We start from the raw sequence: 15,489 nt of genomic DNA on the forward strand, positions 1-15,489 counted from the left end.
TACTAGAGAAGTGCCTTCACCGCGAGCAACGCGATCAGGTACAGCGCCGTGGACAGGTAGAGCAGACGTATCGTCTGCAAGATATGCCCCGCCGTCGTCGCTTCGATTCGATCGCCCATGTGCGCACGAAACGAGGCGACACCTCCGTAGGTGTTGTGTCCTCCAAGTTGAATGTTCAGCGCCCCCGCAACCGCCGCCTCCGCGATCCCGCTGTTCGGGCTCGGATGCACGCTGGCGTCACGACGGGCCATTAACCAAGTATTCCTACCATTATACTTGAGGATAAACGAAGAGACAACGAGAAAGGGCAAAGTCAAACGGGCGGGCACATAATTGGCGAGATCGTCGAGTCGCGCAGAAGCCCAGCCGAGATGCAGATACTTTTCGTTTTTGTAGCCGATCATCGAGTCGAGCGTGTTGACGGCGCGGTACGCCATCGCCAACGGTGCCCCGCCGAGCAGCGCGTAGAGCAGCGGCGAGGTGACCGCGTCCACGATGTTTTCCGCGACCGTTTCGATGCCGCCACGGGAGATCTCTCCCGCATCGAGCTGATCTGTGTCACGCCCGACGATCCACGAGAGGCGTTGGCGAGCAAGTGGCATGTCGCCCGCTCGCAAAGCCTCGTAGACGCCACGCCCAGCTTGCGCGAGCCCCTTGGTGGCGATGGTGGTCGAGATCAGCCAAACTTCCAGCGCATAGGCGAGCCAGTTCGAGACGAGGGCTACGAGGTGCAGCAACTCGAACGTCACGAGGTAGGTGCCGCCGACGATCAGCAGGGGGAACAGGCAGCCTTTGAGTCGAGCCACGAGTTTGCTGTCGGCAGGGCGGCGCACCAACCGGTCGAGGCGGGAGATGAACGTCCCGATGATCACGACCGGATGCGGCAACCAGCGCGGGTCGCCAACGAGGAGGTCGACGAGATAGGCGAGCAAGACGACCGTGAGGGGGATCAGCGTGATCCCGCTCGCGAAAAGCTGTGGGTCCGAGTACCCGCTACTCATGCGCGGCCCTCCCCTCCTGCAGCGACGCCGTAAGCGCGTCGTATACGCTAGAAGCGATCGCGTTCCCTAGTTCCGTGGCGAGACCCGCGTAGAGATGCACCCCGGTGTACGCCGGGTTCTGCGTAGTCGCGACGATTACGGAATCTGTTGTTGTGCCAGTCGCCATCGCTCCGGTGGCATCGGTGACACCAAGGTCTTGGAGCGCGGCTGCTTTGGCTTCGGTGATCGTGATCAGCGCATTGACCAGCGCCGCATCACTCAACCGCGCATCCAGCGCCACGATGATGTTGATCGTGCCCGCCCGGTAGCCAGGATACGTCTTGCGCTTCATCCCAGCCCGCGCCGCGTTGCCAACACCAGCCGTGACGTACACGCGCAGTTGGAACTGATCCCCTGCCGCAAACCCTTCCACCACTTGGTCGACGTCTGCCGCTGTCATCATCCCCACAGACTCTGACAGCGGAATCCCCAACCCCTCCACCTTGCGCTCCAAGTCCTGCCACGGATCATCTGACGTGTACCCGTGCGGCACTTGGACGTTCAGCAGATAGCGCTTCTCCTGCAGACCCCCGCCCAACACCGACGAACTCAGCGTGTAAAAAGGACGCTGTCCGCTGAGAATCAGCGCACCGTCCTCGATGCGACGATCAATCCACGTAGACATGACGACCTCCGATGATCTCATACACCCGTTCGAGATCCACGTGCTGGCGAAGATGCGCGGCGAGGCGTGCGTAGCTTTTTTCCCGGCGCTCGGCTTCGGTCTCGACGTCACCGAGCAGGGGAGCGATGCCTTTTTGCACCCGGAGGTGGTTGAGGAAGTCACGCGTGAAGGCGCGGTTTTGGAACAGCCCATGTAGATAGGTGCCGATCACGCGCCCGTCCTTGGAGATCGCGCCATCGAACTCACCTGAGTCAAACTGTAGGAACGGCGCGTCCGATTTGCGATCGGTGCGACCGAGATGGATTTCGTAGCCCTCCACCTCATGTGCGGAGAACGCTTGTGGCAAAAGACGACCGCGGTTGCGGATCGTCTTTTTTTCCGCGAGAAAGGTGGTTTCCAGTGTCAGCAGGCCGAGCCCCGACACGTGCTCATGTACAGATTCTACGCGGTCTGGGTCATATAAAGTCTCACCGAGCATCTGAAAACCGCCGCAGAGTCCGACGATCGTGTGCTTTCCGTCCAGTGCCAAGATCGCGTCTGCGAGGCCCGTGTGTCGGAGCCAGAGCAGGTCTTCCACCGTGTTTTTGCTGCCAGGGAGCAAAATCAGATCGGGCTTGCCGAGGGCGCGGGCCGAGCTGACGAAGCGGACGTTTACGCCCGATTCCTCTTGGAGCGGGACTACGTCGGTGAAGTTCGAGATGCGCGGGAATTTGATCACCGCGATGTCGAGGTCAGCATCTGCACGGTCGCGCGCCTTCAGTCGCAGGGAGTCCAACGCCAGCGAGTCCTCTGGATCGATTCCGTGGTCAAAGTGCGGGATCACACCCAGAACGGGAATGCCTGTGCGCTCCTCCAACCAGACGAGGCCGGAGTCGAGCAGTTCCTTGCGCCCGCGAAATTTGTTGATCAGGAAGCCCTTGACCCGCGCCCGTTCGTGCGGTTCCAGCAATTCCAACGTGCCGACCAGCGAGGCAAATACACCGCCTCGTTCGATGTCAGCGACCAACAAAACCGGGCAATCCAGCATGTCCGCAATCCGCATATTCGCAATATCGCGGTCCTTCAAGTTGATCTCAGCGGGCGACCCGGCCCCTTCGACGACGAGCAGGTCGAATTGTGTGGCGAGTCGTTCGATCGATTCCGCGACTTTTGGCAAGACCTTGGGCACGTACTCCTCGCGATAGGAAAACGCTTCGAGGTCGGCAAAGTGCTTGCCGTGAACAATCACTTCGGAGATCATCTCCGCTTTGGGTTTCAACAGGATCGGGTTCATGTCGACCGTCGCTTCCAAACCGCAGGCTTCCGCTTGCACGCCTTGCGCCCGCCCGATCTCACCGCCATCGGAGGTGATGTAGGAGTTGAGCGCCATGTTTTGCGACTTGAAAGGGGCGACATGGACGCCGTCCTCCTTGAAAATGCGGCACAGTCCTGTGCAGAGCAGCGATTTGCCTGCATCGGAGGAAGTGCCTTGAATCATCAGGGCATGGATAAGGGTCATGTGGCTGTGATCTCTCCTTCTACCAGCGTCCAGCCGTCGGTTGTGCGCCGCACGTGTGCGAAGCCACCGGGCGGCAGGTGGAGGTGATGAAAACGGGCAGGGTCTTGCAACACGTACTTCGCATACCACCAGCGGATCGGACCGCCATGCGAGACGACGAGCAGCGTCTCATCTGCAGACGCGTCGCATGCGATCCTCTCGTGCCAAGCGCTGAGGCGGATGTCGAGGTCCTGCAACGTCTCTCCGTTGGGCGGCGCGACCGTCCACGGATCGTCGTACCACCGCCAGAGTTGCTCGCGGGCGGTGGCTTCGAGCTCGGCGTAGGTCTGCGCTTCCCAATCTCCGAAGTTCAGTTCGAGGAGGCGTGGGTCTGCGCTATGCTGATCAAAATCAGGGATCAAAAGTTCGGCGGTCTGTTGCGTGCGAAGTAGGGGGCTGTGGGAGAGGCGTGTGACTTTGGTGAGAAGCGGGGCGAGTCGGTTGCGCAATTCGATGATCTGCTGACTTCCCCGTTCGTTGAGCGGGAGGTCGGTGCGCCCGATGTATTGGCGGAGGGCGTTGCCCGACGTTTCACCATGCCGGACGAGGATCAGTTCCATAGCAACTTCTCCGCGACCACGAACGCCAGCAGCACGACGGCTTCCGTCACTTCACAGATCGTCCCGTAAACGTCCCCGGTGAGACCGCCGATTTTTTTCATCGACGAGCGGATAATCAAGGTAGACGCCACCAGTGTGAGCCCGCAGGTGAAGACGGCCACGACGCCCCCTTTTGCGACAAAGACAGCTACTATTAATAGGAAGAAACTCCACCCAAAAGCCCGCCCCGACGTGCGCAGACTCAGCCCGAGGCCCTCCTCCCGCGCATAGGGAAACAGGTACATCGCCGCCATCATCGCACCTCGCCCCATCATCGGGGCGACGACCAACGCGACAATTTGCAAGCCTGCATGCAGGGAGAAAAGGGCTGCCAGCTTGTTGCCGAGCACGAGGATCGCCGCCAACACGCCCATCCCGCCGACACGGCTGTCCTTCATGATCTCGAGGATGCGTTCACGGCTCCGGTAGCTTCCGAAACCATCTGCTGTGTCCATCAGACCGTCGAGGTGCAAGCCGCCTGTGAGATAGACCCAACAGGTGAGCACCAACATCCCCTCGACAAGCGGCGGGGTGACAAATTCGAGCGCCGATCCGACAGATGCGAGGAGTACGCCGATCAGCAGGCCGACCACCGGATACCACGGAGGACTGGACTTCCATGCGTCTGGGTCGAGGTTGCGCGGCACCGGGATGCGGGTGAGGAATCCTAGTGCTTGGAAAAAGGACTGGATCACTCCACGCCACTCCCTTCAATAGAAGGAAGTCGCAGCGGTCGGCCGGACACGACGAGGTAGACCTCCTCCGCCTGTGCCGCGAAGAGTTGGTTGACCTCACCGAGCAAGTCTTGGAACGCCCGCCCGAGCGGGGTCATCGCGACTCCGCCGAGGCCGGTTTCGTTGGTGACGAGCACCGTGGGAACGGGGCTTTTCTGCAAAAAGTCCGCGAGGTGGTGGGCTTCGGTGAGCACGCGCTGTCGGGTCTCGTCCGTGCGCCACGCCTCCTCGGGGAGGTTGAGGAGGATCGTGCTGACCCATGTGGAGAGGCAGTCGAGCAGGACAACCTCCCACCCGTCGACCCGCAGTGCGTCTGCAATCGGATTCGTGAGGTCCTCCCCCGCTTCAAGTAGACCCCACGATGCCGGTCGTCGATTCCGATGCAGGTCGATGCGCGCCTGCATCTCAGCGTCCCAGATCTGACCGGTGGCGACGTACAACACGCGCCGGGAGAACCCTGCGCGGCGTTCGGCCCAGGCGCTTTTTCCCGAACGAACGCCGCCCGTGACTAGGGTGTACGGCATGTCATCCCCTCCTCGGTCATCGCTTGTTGCAAGGCGGTCAGCAGGCGCAAATTCTCCGCACGAGATCGCACCGCCACCCGGTAAAAAGCGGGCCCAAGTCCCGGGTATCCTGCACAACTGCGGATCAGCACCCCGTGCCGCCCGGTGCGCTCCTGCAAGTTCGGTGTCGTACTGCGAAACAGGATGAAGTTGACTTCACCGCCGTAGGTCTTCACGCTGGGCAACCCTTGCAGGCTTTTTTCCAAAAAAGGACGTTCCTCGCGCAACCACTGCACCGTCCGCGACTCAAACTCATGGTCTTGCAAACCCGCGATGCCCGCAACGCTCGCCAGCGAATTCACACTCCACGGCGACAGTTCCCGCTCGATGCGCACCGTCAGTTCCGGCGAGGCAAATGCGAACCCAAGCCGCAGACCTGGGATCGAGTAGAACTTGGTCATCGAGCGCAGGAGGATCACGTTCGGAAATTCCTCCAAGTGAGGAAGCAACGTCGAGGCTCCCGGCAGGAAATCGAGGAAGGCTTCATCGACGAGCAGAAAGCGGTCACGCGCTTGCAAGCGTTGCGCCATCACACGTAGCCAGTCGATCGGCAGGAGGCGCCCGTTTGGGTTGTTTGGGTAGCCGACGATGAAGAGGTCTACCTGCTCGCAGGCATCCAATAGCTCCTCACGAGCAGGCAGGAAATCGGCTTCCTCGCGGGCGTAGACCCCGTGAAGTTTTGCACCTACCACATCGGAAGCCTCCGCATATTCGGAAAAGCAAGGGTGGATCAAGCCCACCGTCTGCGGCTGCAACGTGCGGAGGATTCCATAGAGAATCTCGGCGGCACCGTTGCCGACCGAGATGTTTTGAACAGGCCGTTGGTAGCGCGTGGAGAGCGCCTGCTTGAGTGCGCGGGACTTCAGGTCAGGGTAAGCGGTGATCGTCGACAGGTTGTCGCGAATTCCCTGCCAGACCGTATCCGGCGGCCCGAGCGGGTTGATGTTGGCGCTGAAGTCGAGCAAGTGCGCACGCGGCACACCCAAGCTCTCCTCCGCTGTCCAGAGATCGCCACCGTGGCCGAATTTTTCAATGTGTGGTGTCACAAGACCAGCCTCCTTGGGTGTCAAAACTCCACGCCGAACACCGCTGGAATTCCCTCTTCGTAGTAATGCTTGATCGGTTGCATCTCGGTTACCAAGTCCGCCACGTCGATGATCTCTTGCTTCGCGCTGCGTCCTGTGATCACCAGATGGGTGTAGGACGGTCGCGTGCGGATCAGGTCGAGCACTTCTGGGAGCGGCAGTACGTCGTCGATCGGGAATTTCGTGATCGCGAGGGCGTTGTTCAGTTCGTCCAGCACGATCACATCATACGCACCGGAACGAACTTCCTGTTGCACGATCTCCCATGCCTTGGCGAGCGCCACGCGATGCTCCTCTGGGGTTTTCGTCCACGTAAAGCCGATGCCGAGCTGCCGGATGTCAACGCCGAGCGTGGCGAAGGTGGTTTTTTCCCCATAGGTGCGTTGTGGACCCTTGATGAATTGCAAGACCAACACGTTATATCCGCGTCCAACCGCCCGCATACAGAGGCCGAGGGCAGCTGTGGTTTTCCCCTTGCCTTCTCCTGTGTACACGAGGGTCATGCCGCGTCGTTTGCTGCGATCCATCGCGCTACTCCCTCCTCTGTCTGCCATAGGCGACCGCCGCAGCGACGAACCGCTTCGGCACCTCTGGGTTGGACGGGAAGTAGAGGTGCGTGTAGCCCGCGACGAGGTTCTCGCAGGTGTAGCCCTCCTCTTTTTGCCCGCGCATGCCTTGGGTGACATAGGCTTTGTGCGGGGCTTCGGTGGCGGTGGAGTAGTGGAATTCATGTCCGCGCACCTGCTCGCCCAGCGGGAGCAAAAAGTGCGGCGTTGCTGCCGCCGCCTCTCTGTATCCAAGTGCGGCGAGTCGGTCTTGCATCTGCACGTCAGACGGGATCAGTCCGACCATCTCGTAGCTGGCTCCGGCGCGGTCGGTGATCGTGTTGCAGAGGTACATGTAGCCTCCACACTCCGCGAGGGTCGGCAGTCCCGCCGTGATCCGATTGCGGAAGTCCGCACGTACCTGTGCGTGATCGTGCAGTTCGCGAGCGAACTCCTCCGGGAAGCCGCCACCGAGATAAAGTGCGTCCGCATCTACAGGGATCGACTCGCCGGCGAGTGGGCTGAAGTAGTGCAGTTCTGCGCCCACCTGTTCCAGCAACTCCAAATTCTCGGCGTAGTAGAAGTTAAACGCGGCATCGCGAGCGACGGCGATTTTGGCACGCGACGGCGGACGGTCGTGCCCGAACAGGTGTGGCGTTGGCGGTGCTTGGAGCGCTGGCGCACTGCGGGCGATCTCGAGGATCTCGTCGAGGTCGATGTGTTCCTCCACGAGATCCGCGAGCTTGGCAAAAAGCGGCGCTAACTCGCCACGCTCGACCGCCGGGATCAAGCCCAAGTGGCGCTCGGGGATCTCGATGTCAGTTCTGCGCGTAAAGCCCCCGAGCAACGGGACACCGCAATCCTGTTCAATCGCTGTGCGCACCAAGTTGATGTGCCCGGCACTGCCTGCTTGGTTGGCGACGACACCCGCGATCGGCACGCCTTCGGTGAGGGTGCAGAACCCTTTGACGATCGCGGCTGCCGAACGTGCCATGCTGGCGATGTTCACGAGCAGGATCGTCGGGGCTTGGAGCAACATCGAGACTTGAGCGGTGCTGCCTTGGTTGGAGCGCGGGTCTTTGCCATCGTAGTAGCCCATCACGCCTTCGATGATCGAGAGATCGGCACCTCGACTTCCACGCAGGAAGACCTCGCGCATGATCTCCGGTGTGGTCATCCACGTATCGAGATTGCGCGAGGGGCGTCCGGTGACCGCGGTATGGTAGGTCGGGTCGATGTAGTCCGGGCCGACTTTGAAGCCTTGGACGGTGAGGCCCCGGCGCTTGAAAGCGGCGAGCAGTCCGAGCGTCAGCGTGGTTTTGCCCACGCCACTGCCAGTGCCACCGATCGCGAGGCGCGGGCGGTGGTAGGTTTCCAATTTCTTCATCAGGTGGTGGCACCTCCGATGGGGAGCGCGACCGGGACACCATTGGGCACCAGTGCCACAGAGATCGTGACGTTGCCAGACTTGCGCTTTTCCAGCACCCATTCGGTAGCCTCTGCAGAGAGCAGGGCTGCAGGTTCGCTCACTCCATAGGCTCCGGTGTATTTGAACACCGTCTCAGACGGGTTGGCGAGCGCAACTTGGTTGAGCTCCTCTGGGGTGTAGGTGGTGAACCCCCAGCCATGCGTTTCGCAGAGGGCGAGCAGGCCCGCCTCGTCCTTTTTCAAATCGATCGATGCGATGTTGCGGACGCTTTTCCGCGAGAATTGAAGTTCCTGCAAGGTCTCGTTCACGACCGCTTCGATCTCCTCAAAGGCGGTTCCTCGGTTGCAACCGATGCCGAGGACGATGTTTTTCGGACGGTAGAGGACGCCGTTGCGAAGCAGCACCGATTCCTCCTGCTCAGACAGCAGGCGATGGGTGATGACGAGCGCGGCATTCCACTGCCACTCTGCACGCAGAGCAACGGCTTCCACGGTGGAATCTACCACCCGAAAGTGCGTCGGCAAGGGCTTGTCATAGTTCCACCAGTTGCGCTCGCCCGCTTCCTGCACGATCACCACCGGCTCCTCGTTGACCACGGCGGCCGATACAGGCGTCGCATGCTCGAAACTCTCGATCTGCCAGCCGAACTGTCGACCGAACATGTCGACGGGAATCGTCTTTTGCACATCCGATGCGGTGGTGATCACCGGGGTCGCTCCGATCAGTTCCGCGATGACACGGGTCAGTTCATTGGCACCGCCGAGGTGCCCGGAGAGGACGGAGATCGCGAACTGGGCGCGGTCATCGACGACGACCACGCCAGGGTCGGTTTTTTTGTCCTTCAAGATCGGGGCGATCATGCGCACGACAGCACCTAGCGAGATGAATTGGATAATCCCGGTGTAGCGTTGGAACAGGTCAGGCAGGATCAACTTGACGGAGCCTTCAAAAAGCTGGATGCCCTTCTCCGCCTCATCCCCTTGTGCAAACTTGCTCATGTAGTAGAGATCAGAGCCTGGCAACTGCGCATGCAAGTTGCGCGCCGTCTCCACGCCATGCTTGGTGATCGCCACGATGGCGTAGGGATTAGCCATGAGTCGTAACCCCTTTGCGGAAGCGGTGTGTAAATTCCTTGTCATACAGCTTGGAACGGTGCCCGTCTTGATCGACCAGCGTCGGGTCGAGCGCCCAGCCCATCAGGATCATCGCGTGCGATCTGATGTTGTTCTCGCGCACCGCGATGTCGAGGTTCGCAAGCGTGGTGCGCACGATTTTTTGATCTGGCCACGTGGCGCGTTGCACGACCGCGATCGGCGTGTCAGGCGACCAACCGGCGTCAGACAGCTCGCCCATCACTTTTTTCGTCAAGGTTGCCGAGAGATACAGCGCGATGGTGCAGTGGTGCTTCGCGAGGTCGGTCAACTTCTCCAACTCCGGCACCGGCGTGCGTCCTTCGGCACGGGTGAGGATCAGCGTCTGGGTCAGTTCCGGGATCGTCAGTTCCGCTTGCAAGGCCGCAGCCGAAGCAAAGACCGAGGAGACGCCGGGAACGATCTCATAGGCAACGCCCGCTTTTTTTAGGAGGCTCATCTGCTCCATGATCGCGCCGTAGATCGCCGGGTCGCCCGTATGTACGCGTGCAACGCTCTTGCCTTGTTGGACGCTCTCGATCATGACCGCCACCATTTCGTCGAGGTCCATCCCTGCGCTTTTCAAAACCGCTGCGCCCGGTTTGTGGCGGGCGATCAGCTCTTCGTTGACGAGCGAATCGGTGTAGAGGACTACGTCTGCCGCTTGCAGGATTTTTAAGCCTTTTACCGTGATCAGGTCGGGATCACCAGGGCCTGCGCCCACGATGTAGACTTTCGGTTCGAGGGTCATTTGCGCACCACCAACAGGGTCAAGTAGTTCAACTCCTGCCCTTTCAATTCGTGAATGTCCAACCAGATCTGTTCTTCGCCGGAGGTCACTTTGGTGACGACGGATGCTTTTTTGTCGAGCCCTAATTCTGTGAGCAGCTCAATCATCAGATCGATGACTTTCGCTACTTTAATGAACACCAGCGCGTCGTGGTTCTCAATCGCGTGGCGCATCGCCGCACGGTCTTCGGTTGCCGGGATGATCGCAAAGTGATCGTCGCCATCTGCGAGGTGCAGCCCGAGGCGTGCCGCCGCTCCCAGCGCCGAGGAGATGCCCGGCACGGAGTGAATCTCCACTTCCGGGTAGAGCGCCTTCATCGTCCGCGCCATGTGAATCCACGTGGAGTACAAGTTCGGATCGCCCTCCGTGACAAAGGCAACATCACGGCCTTGGGCGAGATGTTCCCAGATCGTGACGGCGGTTTTCTCCCAACTGGCCGCCAGCACCTCCTCATCCTTGGTCATCGGGAACACGAGTCCGAGCAGTTCCTTCTCCCCTGGCTGGATGTAAGCTTCCATGATCTGATGTGCGTAGCTTTTGCTGCCCATGCGCTTCTTCGGATAGGCGATCACGTCGACTTCCTTCATGAGGCGGAAGGCTTTTACGGTGATCAACTCCGGGTCGCCAGGGCCCACGCCTAGTCCGTAGAGGCGTCCAATTTTCGTAGCGGTTGTGCTCATGCGTCTCCCTCTTTCTGCTCGGGTGCGTCTGGTGTGTTCCAAGCGGTGATGATGTAGATCGGGTTGAGCCCTTCAAATCGGGTCATGTGGAGGATCGGTTTGCTCCGCGCTGTCTGCAGAAGCGTCACGCGAAACGTCATGCCGAGCTTGGTAAACGTCTGGGTCGCCTCGTACAAGGTCTCAATCGTCGCCGCATTCAGCACGATCCGACCGTGTGGGCGCAAGCGTTCCGAGCAGATGCGCAAAACTTCCGCCATCTCGCCACCGCTGCCACCGATGAACACCGCGTCTGGATCAGGCCATGCTTCGAGATGCTCCGGGGCTTTTCCGTGGTGCAAGTGCAGATCCGTGCGGAACTTGCGGGCGTTCTGCTCCGCGTTGGCGAGGTCGGCCTCGTTTTTCTCAATCGCGTAGATCTGCCCGTTGGGCGCGAGTTTCGCCGCTTCGACGGAGACGGACGCGGTACAAGTGCCGATGTCCCACAGCGTGCTGTCCGGGCGCAGGTTGAGTTCGGACAGGCTGAGCACGCGAACTTCGCGCTTGGTGATCAGTCCCTTGTCCGGCTTGCGTTGCGAGAACTCGTCGTCCTCGATGCCGAGCGTCCAGCGCGGGATGTCTGCTCCCCGTTTGTGGAGCAGGAGCACGACGTTGAGCGGGGAGAATTCGTGTGCTGCCACTTCCTGTAGATCGTCAAACGCACGGAGCAGCTCCCCCTCGCCACCCAAATTCTCTGCGACGATCATGCGGTACTCGGTCATGCCGAAGTGCAAGAGATAGGCGGCGATGCTTGCGGGCGTGTTGGTATCGTCTGTGAGCAGAGCGACTTTGGGCTTGCCATCGAGACGTTGGGCGAGACCCTTGATGCTCTTGCCGTGCAGGGAGTCGATGTGCGCGTCCTGCCACCCGAGGCCCGCTCTGGCAAATGCCAATTGGATCGAAGACAAGTGCGGGTGGACGACCAGTCCCGGCACTTTTTGGGCCAGATAGGCACCGATGCCATAAAACATCGGGTCGCCGGACGCGAGCACGACGACGTTGCGGCGGGCTGCTTGTTCCTGTTGCAAGCGTTCAACCAAGGTCGTCAGCTTGCCAGTTATCGTGTAGGTCTCGCCTGCAAAGTCTGGGAAAAACGCGAGGTGTCGCTCGCCGCCGATCAACAGCTCGGCACGTTCAATGCGCTCCACCTGTGCGGGGAAAAGTCCGGCCGCGCCGTCATCCCCGATCCCGATCACGTGTATCTCGTTCATCAATCGCTCCCCTTCCCAACAGTTCGCCCTTCATCGTGGTCAACACCGTCTCCACCCACAGGCCGCCGCCGATCTCGTGGAGACTGTGCCGGCACGCGTGGCGACACAGTTTTTCAAAAAAAATCCCGTTGCCGATGCCGTGTAGGAGGTCACCGACTTGTGAGGCAGTATTGGCCCCCCGAACTTCCTCGAGCAGTTCCTGCGGTGCTCCGCAGTCTGCGGCGATCTCGGCGAGGAAGTTGAAATCGACCGGTGCCGACTTGGAATGCACCATCATCACGCCTTGGGCGATCTTGGAGAACTTGCCCATCATGCCGACCAGCGAAACTTTGGATGCCCCCTGCCGCTTCGCATGACGCAGGGAAAAGCCGACAAAGTCGCCCATCTGAATGAACGCCTCCTGCGGCAACTCCGGGTAGAGTCTCATCGCGTACTTCTCCGAACTGCCGCCCGTGGTCAGCACGAGGTGTTCACAACCTGTGGCACGGGCGACTTTGATCGCTTGCACGACAGACGCTTGGTAGGCCGCTGTGGAAAAAGGCACGACGATGCCCTTCGTGCCGAGGATCGAGATGCCGCCGATGATGCCGAGGCGTTCGTTGAGCGTTTTTTTCGCGATCTCGACGCCATCTGGGACGGAGATCACGACGCGAACGCTGCGGTCGATGCCATACTCATTGCAAACTTCTGCGACGACCTTGCGCAACATGCGGCGCGGAACCGGATTGATCGCCGCTTCTCCGACCGGCACCGGGAGACCGGGCTTGGTCATCCGCCCGACACCGATCCCCCCGTCCAGTTCAACTTCGCCGTGGCCTGGTAGCCACGAAACTTCGGAGCAGATCAGCGCACCGTGTGTCGCGTCCGGGTCATCTCCGGCGTCCTTGATCACGCCACAGGTGGCACGCTGTTCGTCAAACTCGCAAGATTCCATATGAAACGTGATCGTCTCACCGATCGGGAGCAGGATGTCCACCTGTTCGACCGCTTCCTGTGTGATCAAGGCGAGCAGAGCTGCCTTGGTCGCGGCGGTGGCGTTGGCTCCAGTGGTGTAGCCCCGCCGCATCTGCGCGGGGTCTTTTTCCGGCTCCTTCATGGTCATTGTTGTTCAGCGAGCAGCGAGAGCGCGTTGAGTGCTGCGACGGAGACCGGACTGCCGCCCTTGCGACCCCGGTTGGTGATGAACGGCACGTCGCCGTCGATCAATTTCGCCAGTTCGTCCTTGGACTCTGCGGCGGAGACGAAGCCGACCGGCATGCCGATCACCAGCGAGGGGCGAGCTTCCCCGGCCTTGATCAAGCGGATCAACTCCAACAGGGCAGTCGGTGCGTTGCCGATGACAAAGATCCCGTCCGGTGCTTCTGCTACGGCCTTGCGCGTGGCGATGATCGCACGGGTGAGGTTGAGGCGTTTGGCTTCGACCGCAACGTCAGGATCGGAGATGTAGACTTCGACGCGACCGCCGAATTTTTCGATGCGCGGTTTCGAGATGCCGGACTGGATCATCTGCACATCGGCAAAAACGGGCTTGCCCGCACGGATCGCGGCAATCCCGGCTTCGATAGCATCGCGGTGAAAGACGAGGCTCCGGCCGAGGTCAAAATCAGCGGAGGCGTGGATGACGCGTTGAACGACCGGATACTGGTCAGCGCGGAACGGGTGCTCCCCGATCTCAGCGGTGATGATGTCGAAACTGAGGCTTTCAATCTCTTGCGGTTGCACAGTCAACGGTTTGAAATCCATGTTAAATTCCATGTACCAGATCTCCTCGCAGGTGGTGTAGGTGTTGCAGGACAGGCTCGAATTCGGAATAGACATCGCCGTAGGATAGACCCGGGCGGCCGATGATGATCACGTGCAGGCCAAGTTCGAGCGCCGATTCTACCTTGTCATCGACGGCCCCGACTTTGCCGCTCTCCTTGGTTACCACCACATCAATTCCATAGTTGCGGTAGAGCGCGATGTTGAGTTCCTTGGTGAACGGGCCTTGCATGGCGATGATGTGTTTTTGCTCAACGCCGAGTTCAGCGCACTTTTCCATGTTGTCGATGCGCGGCAGCATGCGGGCGTAGAGTGTCGTACCTTCCACGCCGAGCAGACGCTCGGTGAAGATCTGCAAGGTCTTGCTTCCGGTGGTCAGCATGATATGTCCGCCCAGTTCGGCCGCTTTCTCTGCCGCCTGTGCGTAGTCGTCGACGAAGTGCAGTTGCGGATGGTCCGCAAAAGTCAGGGCTTCGCGCTCGAAACGGAGGTACGGGATGCCGCACGCTTGCGTGGCGGTCATCGCGTTTTTGTGCGCCTCCTCTGCGAACGGGTGGGCGGCATCGACGACAGCGCGAATGTTGTGTGCCTTGATGTAGACGCTCATCTCGTCGGCCGTCATCCGACCGACGCGCACCGGGATGCCCGCTTCCTGTAGCGAATTCGCCGCGCTGTCGGTGACGACCGAAGCGGTGATCGCATAGCCTGCCTGCTGGATCAGGACCGCCAGTTCACGCGCATCGCTAGTTCCCGCGAGGTGCAGAATCATCGGGTGACCCCCTTCGCCGGGATGAGGCTGTCGGCGTGTTCATGATCGTGATGTTCGTGATCGTGATGTCCGTGTTCGCCCTCATGGTGATGGGAATGGTCGTGATCATGGTGGTGGTGATGTTCATCCATCGCCGCGAGTCGGAACTGGCAGTGGTCGCAGTTCATTTTTACCTCGCCCTGTGCGGCTTCCTCTGCGCGCTCCTCGATCAGTTCAATCAGCGCATCATGGAACCCGAAGTACTCCGCGAGTTTCAACTCCACATCTGGATACGTCAGGCTGAACGGCTCCATGAAGCCTTCAATCCGCTGGATCAGCACGCCTGTGAACAGGAAGTACGGCAGGATGTACACCCGCTTCGCGCCTAGCGCGATGCACCGTTTCAATCCATCCTCGAAGTTCGGCTCTGTCACGCCGATGTAGCAAGTCTCCACGAACTTGACGGGTGTGCGTTCCCACAACAACCGCGAGACTTTAAAAAGGTCGCTGTTCGCATCAGGATCGCTGCTCCCGCGCCCGACGATCAGAATCGCATCCTCCGTCCGCGCCTCGCCCGCCAGTTCCAGACTCAACCCGGCTTCCTCCAAGCGCGCTGTCAAAATCTCCAACGCCTTCGGATGCACACCCAACGGTTTTCCGTAGGAGAACTCCACGCTCGGATACTGCTCGCGTGCGACATCAATCGCATGCGGGATGTGGATTTTGCTGTGACCTGCGCCAAACAGGATGATCGGCACCAACGTCACACGCGTAGCCCCACGCACGATGCACGCCGCGATCCCTTGTGCGATCGTCGGCGTGGTCAATTCGAGGAAGCAAGTCTCGATCACCGGGTACTTGCTGCCCAATCGCTCCTGCACGCGCCCTGCAAATGCAAGCAATTGCTGATTGCCCTCCTGCACCCGACTCCCGTGTCCAACCAATAGAATGGCATGACTCATATCCTGCATCCCCT

17 protein-coding genes are annotated in these 15,489 nt (G+C 60.3%); all 17 read right to left on the reverse strand.

Going from position 1 to position 15,489, the window contains the following annotated elements:
- Positions 1 to 2 precede the first annotated feature (2 nt).
- The 17 genes from cbiB to C7459_RS05405 are packed head-to-tail and all read right to left on the reverse strand — an operon-like array spanning position 3 to position 15,475.
- On the reverse strand, positions 3 to 1,001 hold the full coding sequence (gene cbiB / locus C7459_RS05325; RefSeq protein WP_211320342.1) for an adenosylcobinamide-phosphate synthase CbiB: 999 nt from the start codon (positions 999 to 1,001) through the stop codon (positions 3 to 5).
- Entirely contained in the window at positions 994 to 1,665 is a 672-nt protein-coding gene (locus tag C7459_RS05330; protein WP_170119287.1) for an adenosylcobinamide amidohydrolase, read from the reverse strand. The genes cbiB and C7459_RS05330 overlap by 8 nt, the downstream gene beginning before the upstream one ends.
- Positions 1,649 to 3,163 (reverse strand): cobyric acid synthase, encoded by a 1,515-nt coding sequence (locus C7459_RS05335; RefSeq protein WP_211320343.1) that lies wholly within the window; start codon positions 3,161 to 3,163, stop codon positions 1,649 to 1,651. Before C7459_RS05335 ends, C7459_RS05330 begins: the two co-directional genes overlap by 17 nt.
- A complete protein-coding gene (locus tag C7459_RS05340) occupies positions 3,160 to 3,762 on the reverse strand; it encodes a histidine phosphatase family protein (protein ID WP_109687129.1) in 603 nt (200 codons plus the stop codon). The genes C7459_RS05335 and C7459_RS05340 overlap by 4 nt, the downstream gene beginning before the upstream one ends.
- Positions 3,753 to 4,496 (reverse strand): adenosylcobinamide-GDP ribazoletransferase, encoded by a 744-nt coding sequence (cobS, locus tag C7459_RS05345; RefSeq protein ID WP_109687131.1) that lies wholly within the window; start codon positions 4,494 to 4,496, stop codon positions 3,753 to 3,755. Before cobS ends, C7459_RS05340 begins: the two co-directional genes overlap by 10 nt.
- On the reverse strand, positions 4,493 to 5,059 hold the full coding sequence (cobU, locus tag C7459_RS05350; RefSeq protein WP_109687133.1) for a bifunctional adenosylcobinamide kinase/adenosylcobinamide-phosphate guanylyltransferase: 567 nt from the start codon (positions 5,057 to 5,059) through the stop codon (positions 4,493 to 4,495). The genes cobS and cobU overlap by 4 nt, the downstream gene beginning before the upstream one ends.
- Positions 5,044 to 6,144, reverse strand: coding sequence for a threonine-phosphate decarboxylase CobD (cobD, locus tag C7459_RS05355; RefSeq protein WP_170119288.1), 1,101 nt, complete (start codon positions 6,142 to 6,144; stop codon positions 5,044 to 5,046). Before cobD ends, cobU begins: the two co-directional genes overlap by 16 nt.
- Positions 6,145 to 6,164: 20 nt before the next feature.
- On the reverse strand, positions 6,165 to 6,710 hold the full coding sequence (gene cobO / locus C7459_RS05360) for a cob(I)yrinic acid a,c-diamide adenosyltransferase (protein ID WP_109687137.1): 546 nt from the start codon (positions 6,708 to 6,710) through the stop codon (positions 6,165 to 6,167).
- Between the two features lie 4 nt (positions 6,711 to 6,714).
- Complete coding sequence (locus C7459_RS05365; protein ID WP_109687139.1) at positions 6,715 to 8,115, reverse strand: cobyrinic acid a,c-diamide synthase CobB; 1,401 nt, start codon at positions 8,113 to 8,115, stop codon at positions 6,715 to 6,717.
- Positions 8,115 to 9,251 carry a cobalt-precorrin 5A hydrolase gene (locus C7459_RS05370; protein ID WP_109687141.1) on the reverse strand — a complete coding sequence of 379 codons (1,137 nt, stop codon included), beginning with the start codon at positions 9,249 to 9,251 and terminating at the stop codon, positions 8,115 to 8,117. Before C7459_RS05370 ends, C7459_RS05365 begins: the two co-directional genes overlap by 1 nt.
- Positions 9,244 to 10,038, reverse strand: a complete 795-nt coding sequence (cobM, locus tag C7459_RS05375; RefSeq protein ID WP_109687143.1) for a precorrin-4 C(11)-methyltransferase — start codon at positions 10,036 to 10,038, stop codon at positions 9,244 to 9,246. The genes C7459_RS05370 and cobM overlap by 8 nt, the downstream gene beginning before the upstream one ends.
- The gene (cobI, locus tag C7459_RS05380; RefSeq protein ID WP_109687145.1) at positions 10,035 to 10,757 is read right to left on the reverse strand and encodes a precorrin-2 C(20)-methyltransferase; all 723 of its coding nucleotides are present in this window, start codon (positions 10,755 to 10,757) and stop codon (positions 10,035 to 10,037) included. The genes cobM and cobI overlap by 4 nt, the downstream gene beginning before the upstream one ends.
- Entirely contained in the window at positions 10,754 to 12,007 is a 1,254-nt protein-coding gene (gene cbiE, locus C7459_RS05385) for a precorrin-6y C5,15-methyltransferase (decarboxylating) subunit CbiE (RefSeq protein WP_281272735.1), read from the reverse strand. The genes cobI and cbiE overlap by 4 nt, the downstream gene beginning before the upstream one ends.
- Entirely contained in the window at positions 11,970 to 13,100 is a 1,131-nt protein-coding gene (locus C7459_RS05390) for a cobalt-precorrin-5B (C(1))-methyltransferase (RefSeq protein ID WP_109687149.1), read from the reverse strand. Before C7459_RS05390 ends, cbiE begins: the two co-directional genes overlap by 38 nt.
- Positions 13,101 to 13,102: 2 nt before the next feature.
- On the reverse strand, positions 13,103 to 13,759 hold the full coding sequence (locus C7459_RS05395; RefSeq protein ID WP_109687151.1) for a precorrin-8X methylmutase: 657 nt from the start codon (positions 13,757 to 13,759) through the stop codon (positions 13,103 to 13,105).
- Positions 13,749 to 14,534 (reverse strand): precorrin-6A reductase, encoded by a 786-nt coding sequence (gene cobK / locus C7459_RS05400; protein ID WP_109687153.1) that lies wholly within the window; start codon positions 14,532 to 14,534, stop codon positions 13,749 to 13,751. Before cobK ends, C7459_RS05395 begins: the two co-directional genes overlap by 11 nt.
- On the reverse strand, positions 14,531 to 15,475 hold the full coding sequence (locus C7459_RS05405; RefSeq protein ID WP_109687155.1) for a sirohydrochlorin chelatase: 945 nt from the start codon (positions 15,473 to 15,475) through the stop codon (positions 14,531 to 14,533). Before C7459_RS05405 ends, cobK begins: the two co-directional genes overlap by 4 nt.
- Between the last annotated feature and the right edge of the window lie 14 nt (positions 15,476 to 15,489).

The sequence above is a fragment of the Tumebacillus permanentifrigoris genome (assembly GCF_003148565.1).
GTDB classification, from domain to species: Bacteria; Bacillota; Bacilli; order Tumebacillales; family Tumebacillaceae; genus Tumebacillus; species Tumebacillus permanentifrigoris.